Source organism: Enterococcus sp. AMC1251 (assembly GCF_058216535.1).
In genome coordinates this window covers 2,759,912-2,778,506 of sequence record NZ_CM177098.1, presented here as the reverse complement: position 1 = coordinate 2,778,506, position 18,595 = coordinate 2,759,912, and the positions used below count along the sequence as shown (strand labels likewise).

The following is an 18,595-nucleotide window of genomic DNA, read 5'->3' as shown; positions in this document are numbered from 1 at the left end:
AATTTCATCAAAATATTTGAGAATTTAATAAGGCTTATGGCTATAAAATAGTCTTTTTGTTTATATTATGTGTATGTTTGTTTGCGAATAATTGAGTAGTATTTTGTAATCACGAGAATGTTTCGTGGTGAATTATTTTAGTGATATGCGATTTGGATTTTATTATTATTTTTATAATAGTATTGTCGAACGACGTATTATAAAAAGGACGATTGCAAATATTTTACTTTATTTTACTCATAGTATAGAATTAATATAAGATAATAATTTTTTTATTTCTTTTTTTCATAATATATTTTTCAGGTTATATTTTTAAATTATTTGATAGTTTCAGAAATCTAGTTTGCTAAATAATCGCTAGTCAATGGGGGGCTTCATTGTGAAACATAAATGGTTATTTCTATTTTTAGCTGGCTTGATGTTGAGCGTTCTAAAAATCGATGTGTATCAAGTTTTTGCAGAAGGCGGAGTAGTGAAAGAACAGACTGAAATAAAAGATGAAAAAAACGATATATTAGATATTATGGAAGAACGTTTGGTTAGTGTAGGTTCGGGTGCACTTAGCGGAACCTATACAACCGGTGGAACTAGCCAGTCGATTATTACAATGACGTATACCTATACACCTACTTTAGATTTATCTCTGGGGGGGCAGCCAAGGATTATTCTCCAATTGCCTGCGGAAATAGCGAATCAAATTAATGACAGTACGACTAAACAGCAGAAGTTTTTATCTTTGCTTACAGGAACCGTGACACTTCCTGCCCCAATAATTGGAAGTATCTCTTATAATATTCAGGATACGACTCGTGGGTTTGCATTAGCATATAGTAGTGCTTATAATTCAGTTTATGTAACATTTCCAACTAATCTCGTAGGTTTATTAGGCCTTAGCCGCTGGGCAGTTAGTTTCAACTTTGACGTAGCAGTTTTGTATCAAAACGGTATTACGATTCCACCAGCAAGTAATGGATTAAACTATCCTATTAAAGGGGTATTTGGTTCTTCAACAGATGGGTTGAACATTATAAATTTAGTTATAGGAAATGTTTCTCAATCAGGATTCATCGAGTTGCCCTCTATGTCAATAGGAACGAGTGTGCCCAATGTCACAGCGCCCATTTTAAATAGTCCACTTCTAAATTTACAAACAACTGTAAGTGGTAGGATTCAGCAAGCTCAAAATAGTGCGTATAATTATACCGTTCAACTGACTATTACACGTTCTGATGGCACGTCTGCACCGATAGTTGTTAGCAATATACCTGTAGATGCGTCTGGAAATTTTAGCACAATTCTAGGTTCAGCTTTACAGTATGGAGATAGTGTTTCGGCGCTGATTATTGCGCAATCAAAGACAACAAGTAACTATATTCAAAGTCCATCTTCTGTCTCGCAAGCAGTTAGTTGGCCAGTTCAGCCAGTGACATCTAGCACCGCAGTACCAGGAACTACTCTACTTTCTGGAACTGCTGTACAAACGAATGCTGGTACTTATCAAGTAGCATTGCAAATAAACGCAGGAACAGTATACACTGCGCCATTGAATGCAAATGGAAGTTTTCAGTTTTCTAATTTGCCGATGTTTAATGGTGGGGAAACCATCAACCTATCAGTTCAAGGATTAAGCAATCGAACTGGAGCCGTTTTAGTAACTAGTACAGGCTACAACCAGAAGATTCCTTATTTGAAACCAGCTATTTCAGTTTTACAGACGGTCGAAAGATTAAATGCTCAAGGAAATTGGGAAGTAGCGCCTTCCGTTGTTACAGGACAAACCGTTCGCTATACCTTGACTACGACGTTGATTAATCAGCCGGCAACTTGGAGTCAGCAAATGTTAAAAGCTTACGTTCCAAATGGACTAACGCAACTAAGTCCAGTAACATTGATCAGAATCTCAAATACGGGTGTGCAAACGCCAGTATTAGGTACGCAACTTTTAACAGATTCTACCTTAAATATGCAATATTGGTATTATCAGAATTCTCTATCCATCAATAATTTTATACAGCCGAATACGAGTTTCAAACTGCAGTACACAGGAGTTGTAGCGCAAAATATGACCGGACAATCGTTGCCTTTTTCCAGTATTATTGGCGGAGCTGACGGTGATGGGATAGCAATTACTCCGCAAACTAATGCAAACTCGATCTCAGTAGGGGATGGAACATTGCGCTTTGTTCAATCACCTCAACAAATTTCATTTAAAAATATCCCTGTACCGAGTAAAACAACGACTTATAGTCCAAGCTTAGTGGATACTTCTCTGATCGTTGCTGATGGACGAATAGCTAAGAGTCAGTGGCACTTACTTGTTAGAGAAAATCAGCCGATGAAATCTACAACTACGAATAAAACAATCAATCAAGCGTTTGTTTATCGAAAAAATGGTCAAGATACTTCAATAACGACAATTGCTTCGGAGGCTTACGCATACACTTCTCCGGATGATAATAATGTAGTCATTTCATGGAATCAGCAAAATGGTGTGTTTTTAAATCTGACTCCTAGTGTGAATATAAATGTAAATGAATCTTATACAGCGCAATTACAATGGATATTATCAGATGCACCGTTATAATTTGGGTTTTACTTCTTACAAAAATAAGAAGTTAAAATAAAACTAGAAAGAAGGAAGTAAAAATGAAAAAGAGTTTAGGTTATTTGTCTATTGTTGCTGTAATTATATCATCTGGTTTTATTGGAGGAACAGTTGTAGAAGCGGTTAATGTAGGTTCTTTAACGTCAAATGCAGATATTACCTTCTCACAAGATACAACGATAACAACGCCAGTTAATCCAACAGATCCTGCTTCACCTGTTACGCCCAATCCAGCCGATCCGCACCAACCAGGAACTGGAGGACCATTGAGTTTGGATTATGTGTCTAATTTTCATTTTGGTACGAAAGTGATTCAAACAATTGACGCAACTTATTATGCTCAATTGGATCAAGTTCAAAATGCTTCATCTACACTGATTAGTGTTCCTAACTATGTTCAAGTAACGGATAAACGTGGGTTAAATCTGGGGTGGAAACTAACAGTTAAACAAAATGGTCAGTTCCAAACAACTAGTGCTACACCTTCAGTATTAACGAACGCTCAGATGAGTTTGGTAGCCGCAACACCGAATTCTACTCAGCTGATCGCATTAGCACCTATATCAGTACCTGTGACCCTTGACCCTACAGGAGCGGCATCTTCTCCAGTAGCAACAGCAGCACTTTCTACTGGTGTTGGAACTTGGACGCTTGCATTTGGATCAGGAGCGGGAGCGGCACAAGGTGTTAAACTAACTGTGCCAAGCGCAACGTCAAAAGTTGCAGGACAACAATACAAGACCACACTGACTTGGACATTGAATGATAGTCCACTTTAATAAATGTGCTATTTGAGATTATGTTCTGATACAACTTGATAGGGTATGCTGAAAAGAACCTATTTTTTGAATAGCGTTCTTTTCAGTATAATTATAGGGAGTTATGAAGGAGTTTTAAGGATGTACAAAAAGTTAGCTAAGTTTTTGTTTGCTATTAGTTTGTTATTACTATTATTTAATTTCGGTTTATTCGCTCATGCTAGCGAAATCGATTTTAGTGTCAAAGCAATTTTACCCGATAACCAACGAAGTAAGGAAATCAGTTATTTTGATTTAAGAGTATTACCGGAGCAAACGCAAGCACTTAGTGTAGAGCTAACAAATGATACTGAAGAAGATATTACAGTTTATGCTTCAGCAAATTCAGCAATTACAAATGATAATGGCGTTGTTGATTACTCTTATAATGATACAAAAAAAGATTCGTCAGCCTTATTTACATTCAATGAAATTGCCTCGATCCCTAAAGAGATTCATTTACCAAAAAAATCAAAACAAATAGTTGAGTGCACAATAAATATTCCAGAAGATCCGTTCGATGGCTATGTTTTAGGTGGTCTTTATTTTGAGCAAAAAGAAGAGAAAGAAATGAAGAGTGAGGGTGCTTTGGCAGTCGGCAATCGGTTTTCTTATGTTGTGGGTGTCTTATTGAGCGAGACAGATCAGGAAGTCAGACCAGAATTAGCGTTAAATGAGGTCAAAACGACACAATTAAATGGCAAGAATGCAGTTATTATGAATATCCAAAATAAGAAAGCTGCAATGATTAAAAAATTGCAGATAGATGCCAAACTGTACTATGAAGATGAAACAAAACCACGCTATGAAAACCATCAAGAATCTTTAACCATGGCACCAAACACGAATTTCAATTATAAAATTGATTTAAAGGATCAGCCTTTTGTTGCAGGAAATTATACTGTTAAAATCAAAGCAAATGATGGTTATAGAGATTGGATATGGGAAAGAAAGCTTAAAATAAAGGAAACCGAAGCAAAAAAATATAATGCGACAGCTACCAACTTGCCACCAGAGCAGAAAAATCAGTTTCCATGGACAATTGTTCTTGCAATAGGAGCGTTGACTCTGGCGGTAATTATAGGGATTATTTATTATTTTAATAAAAAAATGAAAAAAGAAAAGAAAATACAACAGGATAGATTCGAAGAGTTAAAAAAGACTATAGATGAAAAGAAATAATGAAAATTTGTCTATGATGAAAAGTCGAATTTAGAAGTTAAAAAAGATCAATTCTCTATTGTCCGCAAAATATTAATATTAAATTCACTTTCGCTTAGTACTATATAACTACTTTAACAAAACTCTTTTCCGTTTTTAACTGCTTTCCCGTCCTTTCTAAAAGGACGGGGTTTCTATTATGAAGCATTATAATTGGGCTTGAGGTTAAGTTAGAAGGCGTTCCTTCTGCTGTAACCGTTTATTCGGATTCCTACATCCAGCGAAGAAAGAATAAACTCAATAATCAAAAAGTAAGCCATAACCCAAAGCAATTACCTCTCTAACATATGTTTTAAAAGCAGCAGAAGATTTAGAAACTGCTGGAAGCCCGCTAAGTTCAGAAATCCCCAAACGTTTTGCTAATAATTTTGAGCGATACATATGGAAATCGCTAGTAACGATGACGGTATTCCCTAGTGCTTGTTTTTTTAGGGAATTTTGAATATTTTCTTTAGTACGTGTGGAGGTATCTTCAGTCAGAATTTGCTTTTGAGAAATACCGTTAACTCTTAGATATTCTGCCATCACATTGGCTTCGCTATCTGGTTCATCGGAGCCTTGACCGCCGCATACGATGGCCGTTGCAGTAGGATGTTTTTTTAAATAAGGGATGGCTGCATCCAGTCTTTCTTTCAAAACTGTACTTGGATAAGCAGTATTTTTTGAGGTACCTTTTACTTGCGCACCTAAAATAAGGACAGTATCTGGAGTCTCTGTCGGCTGATCTTTTGTTCCAGTTAAAATCAAGAAAAGTACGAGAGCAGCATAAATAATTCCTAAACCTATAATAACCAACATAATTCGTTTCACCCATTTCATAATGGCACAACCTTTCTCTTCCAGTGTAGTAGATAAACGAATTGAATAGTGCTCACACGCTCTTTTTTAATGGTTTTTTAATGATTTTAAGAGAAAGTGTAACAAAGCTAACTGATTTGCTTTATACTTTATGTAAGAGGGAAAAAGTGAGGTGCAACGTGAGAACAGAGAAAGAAATGTTTCGATTAATTTTAGATACAGCAACAAATGATTCTAGAGTGTTAGCTGTAGGGATGAACGGTTCACGGACAAATAAACGAGTGCCAAAAGATTTATTTCAGGATTATGATATTGTTTATATTGTGGAATCCGTGAACAGTTTTGTTAAAGACCCGTCATGGATCGATAAATTGGGTTCGCGTTTAATTATGCAGACACCAGAAGATATGACTTTGTTTCCACCTACTGGAAATGGAAGGTTTACTTATTTAATGCTATTTGAAGATGGTAACCGGATTGATTTAACTCTTTGTCCAAAAGAGCAGGCTGATACTTGGAACGAAGGAGACCCTTTGGCTGAAATTTTGTTAGATAAAGAACAATTATTACCTAACTTAATTGATGCAACTGATCAAGAATATTGGATTAAGTGTCCTAATCAGGAAGAATTTTTGGATTGTTGTAATCAGTTTTGGTGGGTCAGTACGTATGTAGTGAAAGGCTTGTGTCGAGATGAATTGTTTTATGCAGCAGATCATTTAAATGAATACTGTCGAAAAGAGCTGTTACGTTTGTTATCGTGGCAAGTAGGAGCAGAACATGGTTATCATTTCAGTGTTGGGAAAAATTACAAATACTTGCCAGATTATTTGACAGGTGAACAATATGAAGGGCTCTTAAAAACGATGAATCTTTCTAGTATTTATTTGGCTTTCGAAGCGCTAATTTCATTACAAAATCAGTTTGACTTCTTTGCACAGGCATTTTCACAAAAAAATAGCTTTAGCTATGATCAAAGAACAGCCGAAAAGGTTATGAAGTATACAATGGATTTTAGTGTTGATCTTTAAAAATAACTACATCTTTCAAACAAAATGTGCGAGGTTAGGGGATATTTTAAAGTTTATTGTAAATAAATTAGAATTTTTGTAAGTATATTGTCAAATAGTCTTTTTTCCCCTCCCCTATCTGTGGTAGAATGATAAGTGCACTGTATCGAATTTTGATGGTTGTGGTTTCCTGTTTAATAAAAAAATTTAAGATTCAGCATTTATACATAAGAAACATGAATTTTTTCTCATATGTAAGCAGATTAATTGAAGATTTGGGTAAATCTAACTAAACTAGCTTTAAAATGAAATTAATAAATAGAAAAACATCAAGAAAATCAGAGGAAGAGATTTTTCCTTTTATTTTATTTCTAAAACAGGGAGAAGCATTAATCAAAGTAAGCATATAAATCAAAAAAAAGGAAGATAGCGCAATGGAGAACGAAGAATCAGTTAGCCGCTCGGCAAAAAATGCAAAGACACCTAAAAATAATAAACACCCGAATAAAAAGCCGAAGAAGTGGTTAGTGCCAGTTGTTGGTTTTCTGATTTGTTTAGCACTAGTATTTACTGGGGGACTTGTTTATTTTCAATCACATTTTTTTGTCGCTGCAAAGGCCAATGGTATTGATATCAGTTTATTGAATGCAAAAGATGCGAAAAAGAAGTTAGAAGAGCTGAATAAAGCGGAATCTGTCGTAATCAAAGTGAATGATAAAGAAGAAAAAATTGAGTTACCTGAAAAATATGAAATTACAGAAGAGTACTTGAAACAAAATATTAGTGATCGTTCAATCAAATTGCCAATTAATGAAGATTACAAAACAGAATTGAAAAATAAGTTAAATGAGCTTACCTTTGAAGAAGGAACACCAAGTCAAGATGCTCGGATTGAGAAAATTGATGGCAATTATCAAATCGTACCTGAACAAGTTGGAACGACTGTTGACAAAGAGGCGTTGATGAATCAAGTATTAAAAGATGTTGATGAGAATAAAGGTGACTATGTTTATGATGCCACAGCATTCTATCAAAAACCGGCAGTAACAAAAGATGATAAGGGACTGCAAGAAAAATTAACTATATTATCGAAAAAGGAAAATAAAGCGATCACGCTCGATATTAATGGCGAAAAATTGGCTATTACCAAAGAAGAACTGCAGTCATTTATGGATACTAAAGGAGATGTTGATCCAAATAAAGTTTATGCTTGGGTGGAACAAACGAATCAAAAATATGGTTCAATTTTCAAACCAATTATCTTTAAAAATGTTCATGGCGTAACAACAAAGTATAAAAATAATGGCAGTTACGGTTGGGATATCAACATGCCGCAAACAAGAGATTTAATTGTTCAAGCTATCAATAGTGATAAAGACACTGAAGAAATAACCGTACCGATTGATGGGGATGTAAATCAATCGTCGACAGTTGATAAGGATTATGTAGAAATCGATTTAAATGACCAAAAAATGTATTTCTTTAAAGATGGTGTAAAAGTTGTTGAAACAGATGTAATCACTGGTCGTTACAATAAAGGGACTGCAACAGTTCCAGGGTTCCACACTCTTTTGTATAAAGACACAGATACAAAATTAGAAGGTGAAATGTTGGATGGTTCAAAATATAGTGTACCTGTTAAATATTGGATGCCATTGAAGAGTTTCGGCGGTGTGGTGACACAAATCGGGATTCATGATGCAGATTATAAAGCAGAATATTTCGGAAACAAAGAAGCATACAAAACGAATTTTGGTAGTAATGGTTGTATCAATACACCAGGAGCAGCTGTTGCTCAAATCTTCAACGGTGCTTATGCAGGGATGCCAGTGATTGTTTATGGGCATATCTATGATGATGCACCAGGAGAATTCGATAAACCAGTTGATTATGGTGAACCAGCTTAAAAAAAGTAGTAAAAGAAGTCCACTTGGGCTTCTTTTTTAATAATAAAAAATTGTTTGTATAAGAAAAAAGATGAGAGAAATGCTTGATGTTTATGATTTAAATCATATGAAAACATGAAAAAGAATTGAGCGAGGAGGAACTTTCTTAGAAAATGAATTCCAATTAGGAGTATGTATTATTGTCACAAACCAGAATAAAGAATTTATGGTCACACAAAGATATCCTAAAAAACAAATGGGACTATATTGAGAAATTCCAGGAGGAGCAGTCGAATCAGGTGAAAGAAGTGAGTTAGCGCCTGTTCGAGAATTAAGTGAAGAAACAGGATTGACTGTAAAGGAAGTCGAACTCGAATTATTGATACGACGGTTTATAAGCCGTTCCACTTTACGCTGGTGCCTCAAGAAAATGATGTCATAGCAATATGTTTTATGAGTTTTAATGAGATAAAAAAATACAGACATTAGGATCGATTCACCGCTTTTGATTACGAAATTTGTAAGAAGTTACAGCAAAAAAAACAATAAATCAGCCTCAAGTAGAACTTTTCATCAGGAGCAAAATATTTATGAATTAAGAGGTATTCTTGTTTATTTTGAATCCTGAAAAATAAACAAGAGAGTAAAAAAAGTGGTAACATTGTAAATAGGAAGAAAAAATGAACGGAGGAAAAATAATGCCATTTATTCATGTAGAATTAATTGAAGGTCGAAGTCAAGAACAGCTAACTAATATGGTTAAAGAAATCACAGAGGTCGTATCTAGAAATACAGATGCTCCCAAAGAGAACATCCATGTTATCGTCAATGAGATGAAAAAAGATCGTTACGCGCAAGGCGGTCAATGGAAAAAATAATCATTTTGAAGAAATGCTTGCTTTTTATTTGAAGAAGTGTTTAAATTAATTTATAAATGATTGATGAGAAAGACAACTGAACTTGCAAGCAGTCTTTTAGAGAGGAAAATCTTGGCTGAAAATTTTCCAGACCCGCACAAGGAATGACCACTTTTTCCAACCTTTGTCGAAACAAAGGCGGTCGTACCGTTAACACGCTTGAGGAACATGGCTGTTTGCTGTGTTTAAACATAGGTGGAACCACGAATTTTTCGTCCTAGTATCTGATTTAGTTTGGATGCTAGGATTTTTTGCATTCTTGCAAAATTTGAAAAAAACGATCTTTTCAATCATAATTTACTAAAGGAGGAAACAAACATGTCAATCAACATTACTTTTCCAGATGGCGCAGTCAAAGAATTTGAGGCTGGTTCGTCAACATTAGACATTGCTAAAAGTATCAGTAACAGTTTAGCTAAAAAAGCATTAGCAGGAAAATTCAATGGCACATTAATAGATTTAGTTCGTCCAATTGAAGAAGATGGAACAATTGAAATTGTGACACCAGATCATGAGGATGCACTAGGTATTTTACGTCATTCTTCAGCTCATTTAATGGCCAATGCACTACGTCGTTTATTCCCAAAAATCAAATTCGGTGTAGGCCCAGCGATTGATTCTGGTTTTTACTATGATACAGATAATGGTGAAAGCCCAATAACAGCAGAAGATTTACCAGCAATTGAAGCTGAAATGATGAAAATCGTCAAAGAAAATAATCCAATCGTCCGCAAAGTTGTTTCTAAGAGCGAAGCTCTAGAGTTATTTGCAGATGATCCATACAAAGTTGAATTGATTTCTGAACTTCCAGAAGATGAAGTGATCACAGTTTACGATCAAGGTGATTTCATTGATTTATGTCGAGGGGTTCATGTACCTTCTACTGGTCGCATCCAAGTATTCCAGCTATTATCAGTAGCTGGAGCTTATTGGAGAGGAAATTCTAATAACCAGATGATGCAACGTATATACGGAACTGCTTTCTTCGATAAAAAAGATTTAAAAGAATTTATCAAAATGCGTGAAGAAGCCAAAGAACGTGATCACCGTAAATTAGGGAAAGAGCTTGATTTATTTATGCTTAACCCAGATGTTGGTTCAGGATTGCCATTCTGGTTACCTAAAGGTGCAACAATTCGTCGTACAATTGAGCGTTATATCACAGATAAAGAAATCAGCTTAGGCTATCAACATGTGTATACACCAATCATGGCCAATGTTGAGTTTTATAAAAGATCTGGTCACTGGGATCACTATCATGAGGATATGTTCCCGCCAATGGATATGGGGGATGGCGAAATGTTAGTCCTTCGTCCAATGAACTGTCCGCACCACATGATGGTTTATAAAAATGATATCCACAGTTACCGTGAACTACCGATTAGAATTGCAGAACTTGGTATGATGCACCGTTATGAAAAATCTGGGGCTTTATCAGGGTTACAACGTGTACGTGAAATGACATTGAATGATGGGCACACCTTTGTTCGCCCAGATCAAATCAAAGAAGAATTCTTACGTACATTGAAATTAATGGTCGAAGTTTACGCTGATTTTGATGTGACCGATTATCGTTTCCGTTTAAGCTTAAGAGATCCTAACAACAAAGAGAAATATTTTGACGATGATGCAATGTGGGAAAGATCTGAAACAATGATCAAAGAAGCGGCTGATGAAGCGGGGATTGATTATTTTGAAGCAGAAGGTGAAGCAGCTTTTTATGGTCCTAAACTGGATGTTCAAGTGAAAACTGCATTAGGGATGGAAGAAACTCTCTCTACAATTCAAATCGACGCACTTTTACCAGAACGTTTTGATTTGACTTACGTAGGAGAAGATGGCGAAAATACACACCGTCCATTGGTTATCCACAGAGGAATCGTTTCAACGATGGAACGTTTCGTAGCATATTTAACTGAAGTATACAAAGGCGCTTTCCCAACTTGGTTGGCGCCGATCCAAGCGACAATTATTCCAGTATCGGTTGAAGCTCATTCTGATTATGCGTATGAAGTGAAAAAACGTCTACAAGAACAGGGCTTACGTATCGAAGTCGATGATCGTAATGAAAAAATGGGTTATAAGATTCGTGCCTCTCAAACACAAAAAATTCCTTATCAAATTGTTGTTGGAGATAAAGAGATGGATGATGCAACGGTTAATATTCGTCGTTATGGCAGTAAAGAAACAGAAGTGATCGATTTAAATATCTTTATCGATAGTATGGTCGCTGATGTAGCGAATTATAGTAGAAGATAGTTAAAAAAAGACAAGGCGATCATTGCTTTGTCTTTTTTTATTTGATAAAACTTAAATATTTTCTTAGTAAGAGGATTCCCTCTATTTTTTTTCGCATTTTTTCGTTACAATAGAGAAGCGAGACTTTTCTCATATGGAGGATGAACGATAGATGAAAAAAATGAGCTTTTTAGATAAATTAAAAAATGATAATGAAGAACCAATGACACAAAAGAGTAAAAAATCACATATTCCGTTCCGCTTGAACCTATTGTTTTTTGTAATTTTTGGTTTGTTTGTGGCATTGATCGTACGATTAGGCTATTTACAGATCGCTGAAGGACAGGAGTATGCAAAAAAGGCTGAAGAAAACTCAGCATTGCAGATCAAAAGCAGTGCGCCGCGAGGTGAAATATATGATGCAAAAGGAAATTTACTCGCTGGAAATAAGGCCAATCTGGCAATTACTTACACACGTGGAAAAAAGGTTCAGACAAAAGACCTTGTGCCGATAGCAAATAAAGTAAATGATTTGATCCATGTACCCGCAGATGAATTGACGGAACGGGATAAAAAAGATTTTTGGTTAGCAACTCCTGAAAATTTAAAAGCTGCTCAAAAACGTTTAACTGATGCAGATAAGACGGACGAAAAAGGTAATAATATAACAGATGAAGGAACCTTATATGCTAAAACAGTGGAAAAAGTAACGCCAGAAGAAATCAATTTTGATGAACATACGTTACAAGCAGCTACGATTTTTAAACGAATGAACTCTGTAGGCGAACTTAATACAGCTTTTATAAAAAATGAAGGAGTTACACAGGATGAAATTGCAATAATCGGTGAGCATACTTCAGAAATTGCGGGTGTTTCTACTGGAGTAGACTGGGATCGAGATTATCCAAATGATACAGATATTAAGAGTCTTATAGGAAAGGTATCTTCTCAAAAAGCAGGTTTGCCAGCGGAAGAAGCTGATAAATATATCGCTAAAGGGTACGAACTAAACGATCGAGTAGGAACTAGCTATTTAGAGAAGCAATATGAAGACATTCTTCAAGGTAAAAAAGGAATTTCAGAAGTAACACTGGATAGTAAAGGCAAAACAGTTACTCAAACACCTGTAACAGAAGGTAAAAAAGGTGAGAATCTAAAATTAACAATTGATATGGCGTTTCAAGCAAAAATCGAAGAAGTTGTTCGAGAACAGTACCAACAACTATTAGCAACAGGAAATGCTGCATATTCAGATGGCGCGTATGTCGTTGTTATGAATCCCAAAACAGGTGCTGTAATGGCTATGGTTGCATTAGACCGTGATCCTGCAACCAATGAACTAACGTCAAATCCATTAGCTACGATCAATAAAGCATTTGAACCTGGTTCAGTAGTAAAAGGAGCAACGATTTCAGCTGGTTATGAACAAGGTGTGATTACTGGAAATGATTTATTAATCGATGAGCCTTTGCAAATTTTGGGAAGCGAGCGAAAATCGTCTGTATTTAACAAAATTCCAGGAAATCAAATTCCGCTTAGTGCAGAACAAGCATTAGAGTACTCATCTAATGCTTATATGATGAAGCTAGTATTAAAAATGATGAATACTGATTACCAATATAATATGCAGCTGCCATACGAAACGGGAGATCCCACCTTATTTAATGTTTTGCGCAAAACATTTGGTGAATATGGAATGGGTGTTTCGACAGGAATCGATTTACCTGGTGAAGAAACAGGCTTTACGAATAAAGCTTTTGATGATCCAGATCGTGCGCCAATGCCAGGACATTTACTCGATTTATCCTTCGGGCAGTATGATACGTATACAGCGATGCAACTTGCGCAATATGCCTCCACGGTAGCCAATGGTGGCACTCGATTCGCTCCGCATGTAGTTGAAGGAATTTACGATAACAACTCTGATGGTACACTTGGTGATTTAAAAAAAGAAATAGAACCGAAAGAATTGAATAAGGTAGATATTAATCCAGAACAAATGCAAATCATTCAAAATGGTTTTTATGATGTTGTTCATGGAACTGGTGTCTTTACGACAGGAAAATATATGCAAGGTGCAGCACTTGAAATTGCTGCTAAAACAGGTACGGCTGAGACCAATGTTGGTGAGCATGTTACGGTTAATAGTAACGTAGTAGCTTATGCTCCTTATGATGATCCAGAGATCGCTATAAGTGTCATTTTACCTCACTTGACTGATGAAAGTAGTAGACCTAACCAATCAATGGTTACTGCAATCGTCAATGCGTATGCTGAATATAAAGCTCAATAAAATTTGTAAAGTAGTTTTCCTTTACAAATTTTGTTAAAAGGGTAGAAATTCTTAAGTAAACATGATATGATATTTGAGGCTAAGAAGTATCTTAGAAATATGAAATTAGATATAGGAGGGAAAACACATGCGCGTAAACATTACTTTAGAATGTACTTCTTGTAAAGAACGTAATTATCTTACAAGCAAAAATAAACGTAATAATCCTGATCGTTTGGAAAAGCAAAAATATTGTCCACGTGAAAGAAAAGTTACTTTACACCGTGAAACTAAATAACGTTTTAAATTATACGCTCAATCCCTTAGCATATAAAGGATTGAGCGTTTTTTAGTTACTTAAAAATAATTTTTATATTCCAGCTTCAAAAAGGATCGTAGTATGAGTATGTCTAAATTCTTGGTAGCCCATGTTCTGCAGTCCAGCTTTTTATCATTAACCATGTGTTGTGCTGTTTTTAAATCTATTCGTTCAAGTTTAATAGCACCAAAAGTAGGCAATACATATTTCTTCATTCGGTGGTCAGTTTGCAGATAGGTTGTCTCTTTGACTGTTGTTTTGTCAAATTCAAACCATAGAATATATATTTCTTCAAGAGTAACAACGGTTTGCTATACGGATTTGATAATAAATGGTTCAATGCTTTCTGTGTACTTATTTTTTAGTCTTGAACCCTCGTCTAATAGTGTTACACCGCTCTCCAGTAACACAGTCATAATGTAGGAATGTTTCGAACAGCCATAACGTATACCATTTTTCTTTGTATATTGTTTAAATGTAGCTATTCATTTTTTGAATAAACTTTTCATCGATCAGTTTACCGTCAATTTCGTAAGCTAAACAATCACTATTTTGTCATGTCCCAGTCACTTTTCTTGAACTACTTTATTTTGTGTATCAATAAAGAGTTGGATAGGATTTTTTTCTGTTTTACTATTTGTGATACTTAACTCAACACTAGATATATCTTGTGGACGAATATCACCAATAGGAGACGAATAAATATATTTACCATTTACTTTAAGTTGGTTATTTAAAGAAGTATCTGCAATCAATGTTGTAGTAGCAGGAACAGACTCTCTTTTCCAATTAACATGTATAAATAATACGTTAGTATCTGAAGGATATGCTTGAATCAAATCATTATCAAATGTCAAATTAATACTATAGTCATTGAAAGAGCGTGTGTCACGGTAAAAGTTTATAGCCAACAATTGTGTATTCTTTCCAAAAGGTTCATGTAAAGGGATTTGTTCTTGGTTTACTAATTTCGAATTAGAGTAATCAAAGCTGATATCTTTATCAAATATGATGACGTTTGATCCTTCAGGTAGTCCGTAATAGTTTTCTACATTCCCCTTAAAGAGGTCAACACTATCAGAAGGATTATATAATTTTCCGACGAAATAATTTGGAATATAGATTGTCTTTTGATTTGCTGATTTACCCGATAAGATAATATCTTCTCTTATTTTGAATTGTCTATTTAAAGAGATTACACTTCTCGTAGTATAATAATACCCGAATAGGAAAGGGATACAAAGCAAAGATATAAAATAGGTAGTGCTTTGTTTATAGAATGGCACATTAGAGTAGAATAAATCGTTTGAAATAAAGGATATCGAAATTAAAAAAAAGATCAATGCACCATTTAGAGACCTAGGTTCTACAGGAAATCCATATGCTCCACCAAGAGCAGCGTTTGTAATAATAGCAGAAAAGAAAAATATTATACTATAAACAGCATTATTTTTAAGAGGTGCTTGTTTCCTGAATATATATATAAATCCTATTAAAATGAATGCAACGAAAATCCATGAATAACTTTTGAAAGTATCGATAAATAGTTGACTAGAGAAGTAATTCCATAGTCTTCTAAATAGCGAGTATTCACGCTGTATTTGAAAAAGAGGATTTTTCAGCCTTTCGTAATTGCCAGGAGCTAGAAGTAGAGTTAAACTTCCAATAATTGTGAAAGGCAGACCGAGAATAAATACAAATTTCTTTTTTTCGATAAGTAAAAATGTCAGTGTAAGTAAAATGACAACAATCGAAGTATTCTCATTAGAATTTCCAGCAAGCCCTCCTAAAATCGGAATCAAGATATAGTGCCATTTTTTTAGTTGTTTATCTTTAAGATAAAATAGTATGGCAAAGTAAGCTACAATAAAAAAGTTTGTTAAGATATAATTAGAAAAACCTACTGTCCAAAGTGACGTTTGCCCAAGATTTGGGTTAGCGATCCAATAAAGTAAAAATACTATGATGAAATTATTGAAAGGCCATTTGTAATTCTTATTCGTAAGTGTTGGAAGGTAGGAAATAATTAAAAGTAACCCAATCCAAATAATAGCTTTAATCAACTTGTACAAGATAGGAGGTAGCTGTAATAATATTAGAGAAAATGAATCAGCAACAAGTCTTCCCGACCAGTTCAAGTAACGCCATCTTATGTTTGCCCAGGGAGTATTGTTTGTTACATAAATAAAATCATCACTCAGTATAGGTGTAAATACTATAGGAATTAAAACTAGCACAAACAATAGAGTAAAAAATATTAGAATGTACATCCGACTACTCTCTTTTTTAGAACTTCTTGTTGTTGTATACAACCGTTGCGAATCTTTCATTTTGTACTCCTTAGATAGAATTTTCATAGTCTAAAATAATTTGTTTCTTTACATTTGATCCAAATCCTGAAAGAGCAACATTTATATGCTGCTTGTTTCCAGTAGATTGGAATCTCTTGATTCGCTTTGAAGTATACAAGAAATCGTGATTAAATTGCTGTATACAAAATTGAACAAGCTTGTGTAGAGTGCTGCATTGCTCATTTTTAAGTTCTCAGCTATTTTATAGAAAGATATATTAGATTCCATGTATTTCACAATTATAATACCTGGCAGCATAAGTATTCCAGTTTCAGCATTGGCTAGATATTCTTGATATAATTCCTCTTTTTTAAGTTCCCTTACGAAAAATCCTCTTCCTTTTGATAGTCTTTTAATTTTTTCATATAGATTCACTATTAAGTCAACCTTTCTAAGTCGACAAGAATAATAATTAGACTAAAAGGCTACATATCCACTGGAAAAGTAGAATTTAGGTTCTAATGGTATTCTTGTAAACAAGTTTAACAACTAAAAAGACAACTAATAAATACGATGATTATATCAGCAGATCTCCAGTAAAGCTTTTAATCAAAATATTCATGTCTTGTTTAAGTATGTTTAAAGTGTAGAATAAATCTTTATTTACGTCAACGAAGTTTAGAAAATAGTTGTTAAACTTGTTTAATAAAATTGTTAGGATTTAATGATATGGCTAATATCCAGGAAAAAAAGTTTTGGATCATTTCGCTAATAATGATTGGGATATACCTGATGTTGCTAGTGCTTTAGAGATAATCAAACAGTATTCTAGAAAAATTTCAAAATATCCATATATAAGCAAATATGATTCTGTCTCATTTATGCAATTCTTATTGATTGGTGCTCAAAGATTAGAAATAGATACTATATCTGCTGACAGTATTAAAGTAGTGTAAGAAAAAAATACTTAAAAATGAACGTACCCTAAAAAGTTAGATTTTTGAGGTACGTTCATTGTCATATAAAAGGCTAGCGATTTTTTAAGAAATTAGTGCGCATAGGTAATAAATTTATTTGTTTTTTCGGTAGGCGATTTAAAAATAGTGTCTATTTTCCCAAAATTAGTAATTATATTCATTATATAATGGTTGTTCTTTTATTATCTTTAGTTTATAAAAAAAGAGCGCAAAAATATATAAAAAAGATATATAATTGTATTAACGATACGTTTAACATTTGTCGTTTTGAGGATTGAGGATTGTAAATAGTCTTAATAATTAAAGTTTTATCAGTATCTTATAGTTACAATTCTTTATTATTTGGCTGTATACACATTTATTATTTTAATGTTATTGTTTCTTTTTATATTTTTAAAAATCTCATAATTATATATTTCTTTAATTAATTTATGGAAGAAATAAGAGATTTATATAAAAAAGAGGAAAGGTGGATTCTATAGTAGTTTTCTAACATTTTAGAAAGGAAGGAATCAAATTGAAGAAAAATCTTTATTTAACGATCTTATCCGCAGGTTTACTTAGTGGAATTTTATTTGCTGGGGAGCAACTTGTAAAAGCAGAGTCCGCTGCAACGACTCCTGGTCAAATTGAATTAAAAGTGAACGATGATATGACTGATCCTAAAGATCCCACAAATCCAACGAAACCAGGAAGTATAGGTGATAATGGAGGACTGAGTACTGCAAATGAAGGTCCATTGTCATTGGATGTAGCACCAGCAGTTTTTGATTTTGGCTCTCAAAAAATGTACATTTCAGCACACACTTACTCAGCGGTAAATGCCGATGCAGAGAAGGAAACAGGTGATCCAATTGAAAACCAATATTTACAAGTGACAGATAATCGAGACGCTGGCATTTTTGGTTGGGTAGTAAAAGTAAAACAAGATACCTACTTAACAGATGGGAATAAGGTGCTAACTGGAACAACCATCAATATTCCTGAGGGGATTGCACGGAATGAATTAAATATTCCTGCGACTGATCCAGATTCAAAATTGACGACAGAGGCAGTAAAAATTGATACAACCGAACAAACAATTTTTGCTTCTAAAGCAATAAATGAAGGTGGAAAAGCAACGAGCACTTCTTTTTGGAAAGCAGCAGATGTCAGTCTAACGATTCCAGCTAATACAGCTCAAGCAGGTAACTATACGAACACAGTAACTTGGACTCTGACAGCAGAAATCATGCAATAAGAGGATTAAATAATAGATAGTTAG

At 34.4% G+C, this 18,595-nt stretch carries 16 protein-coding genes; 12 read left to right on the top strand and 4 right to left on the bottom strand.

Annotation, left to right across the window (positions count from 1 at the left end):
• The first annotated feature begins 379 nt into the window (after positions 1-379).
• From AC4BBR_RS13070 to AC4BBR_RS13060, 3 genes are all read left to right on the top strand, one after another.
• Positions 380-2,584, top strand: a complete 2,205-nt coding sequence (locus AC4BBR_RS13070) for a hypothetical protein (protein ID WP_490459957.1) — start codon at positions 380-382, stop codon at positions 2,582-2,584.
• 62 nt (positions 2,585-2,646) lie between these two features.
• On the top strand, positions 2,647-3,384 hold the full coding sequence (locus AC4BBR_RS13065) for a WxL domain-containing protein (RefSeq protein ID WP_490459956.1): 738 nt from the start codon (positions 2,647-2,649) through the stop codon (positions 3,382-3,384).
• A 120-nt stretch (positions 3,385-3,504) separates the two neighbouring features.
• Complete coding sequence (locus AC4BBR_RS13060) at positions 3,505-4,584, top strand: WxLIP family cell surface protein (protein ID WP_490459955.1); 1,080 nt, start codon at positions 3,505-3,507, stop codon at positions 4,582-4,584.
• Between the two features lie 276 nt (positions 4,585-4,860).
• Here the strand turns inward: AC4BBR_RS13060 and AC4BBR_RS13055 are convergent, their stop codons facing one another.
• A complete protein-coding gene (locus tag AC4BBR_RS13055; RefSeq protein ID WP_490459954.1) occupies positions 4,861-5,442 on the bottom strand; it encodes a YdcF family protein in 582 nt (193 codons plus the stop codon).
• 158 nt (positions 5,443-5,600) lie between these two features.
• Here AC4BBR_RS13055 and AC4BBR_RS13050 point away from each other — a divergent pair, with 158 nt between their 5' ends.
• From AC4BBR_RS13050 to rpmG, 7 genes are all read left to right on the top strand, one after another.
• Positions 5,601-6,452, top strand: coding sequence for an aminoglycoside 6-adenylyltransferase (locus tag AC4BBR_RS13050; protein WP_490459953.1), 852 nt, complete (start codon positions 5,601-5,603; stop codon positions 6,450-6,452).
• A gap of 413 nt (positions 6,453-6,865) precedes the next feature.
• The gene (locus tag AC4BBR_RS13045; protein ID WP_490459952.1) at positions 6,866-8,338 is read left to right on the top strand and encodes a L,D-transpeptidase; all 1,473 of its coding nucleotides are present in this window, start codon (positions 6,866-6,868) and stop codon (positions 8,336-8,338) included.
• A 253-nt stretch (positions 8,339-8,591) separates the two neighbouring features.
• The gene (locus AC4BBR_RS13040; RefSeq protein WP_490462123.1) at positions 8,592-8,759 is read left to right on the top strand and encodes an NUDIX domain-containing protein; all 168 of its coding nucleotides are present in this window, start codon (positions 8,592-8,594) and stop codon (positions 8,757-8,759) included.
• Positions 8,760-9,015: 256 nt separating this feature from the next.
• Positions 9,016-9,195 carry a 2-hydroxymuconate tautomerase gene (thmT, locus tag AC4BBR_RS13035; protein WP_490459951.1) on the top strand — a complete coding sequence of 60 codons (180 nt, stop codon included), beginning with the start codon at positions 9,016-9,018 and terminating at the stop codon, positions 9,193-9,195.
• A 357-nt stretch (positions 9,196-9,552) separates the two neighbouring features.
• Complete coding sequence (gene thrS / locus AC4BBR_RS13030; RefSeq protein WP_490459950.1) at positions 9,553-11,493, top strand: threonine--tRNA ligase; 1,941 nt, start codon at positions 9,553-9,555, stop codon at positions 11,491-11,493.
• 151 nt (positions 11,494-11,644) lie between these two features.
• Positions 11,645-13,765, top strand: coding sequence for a penicillin-binding transpeptidase domain-containing protein (locus AC4BBR_RS13025; protein ID WP_490459949.1), 2,121 nt, complete (start codon positions 11,645-11,647; stop codon positions 13,763-13,765).
• Positions 13,766-13,892: 127 nt separating this feature from the next.
• Positions 13,893-14,042 carry a 50S ribosomal protein L33 gene (gene rpmG, locus AC4BBR_RS13020; RefSeq protein WP_002296119.1) on the top strand — a complete coding sequence of 50 codons (150 nt, stop codon included), beginning with the start codon at positions 13,893-13,895 and terminating at the stop codon, positions 14,040-14,042.
• Positions 14,043-14,101: 59 nt separating this feature from the next.
• Here the strand turns inward: rpmG and AC4BBR_RS13015 are convergent, their stop codons facing one another.
• From AC4BBR_RS13015 to AC4BBR_RS13005, 3 genes are all read right to left on the bottom strand, one after another.
• Positions 14,102-14,350, bottom strand: coding sequence for a tyrosine-type recombinase/integrase (locus AC4BBR_RS13015; RefSeq protein ID WP_490462122.1), 249 nt, complete (start codon positions 14,348-14,350; stop codon positions 14,102-14,104).
• A 279-nt stretch (positions 14,351-14,629) separates the two neighbouring features.
• On the bottom strand, positions 14,630-16,393 hold the full coding sequence (locus AC4BBR_RS13010; RefSeq protein WP_490459948.1) for a DUF6056 family protein: 1,764 nt from the start codon (positions 16,391-16,393) through the stop codon (positions 14,630-14,632).
• 81 nt (positions 16,394-16,474) lie between these two features.
• Positions 16,475-16,789 carry a hypothetical protein gene (locus AC4BBR_RS13005; RefSeq protein WP_490459947.1) on the bottom strand — a complete coding sequence of 105 codons (315 nt, stop codon included), beginning with the start codon at positions 16,787-16,789 and terminating at the stop codon, positions 16,475-16,477.
• Between the two features lie 320 nt (positions 16,790-17,109).
• On the opposite strand from AC4BBR_RS13005, the gene AC4BBR_RS13000 reads away from it, so the two are divergent.
• A complete protein-coding gene (locus tag AC4BBR_RS13000; RefSeq protein WP_490459946.1) occupies positions 17,110-17,310 on the top strand; it encodes a hypothetical protein in 201 nt (66 codons plus the stop codon).
• 538 nt (positions 17,311-17,848) lie between these two features.
• A complete protein-coding gene (locus tag AC4BBR_RS12995) occupies positions 17,849-18,571 on the top strand; it encodes a WxL domain-containing protein (RefSeq protein WP_490459945.1) in 723 nt (240 codons plus the stop codon).
• Positions 18,572-18,595 lie beyond the last annotated feature (24 nt).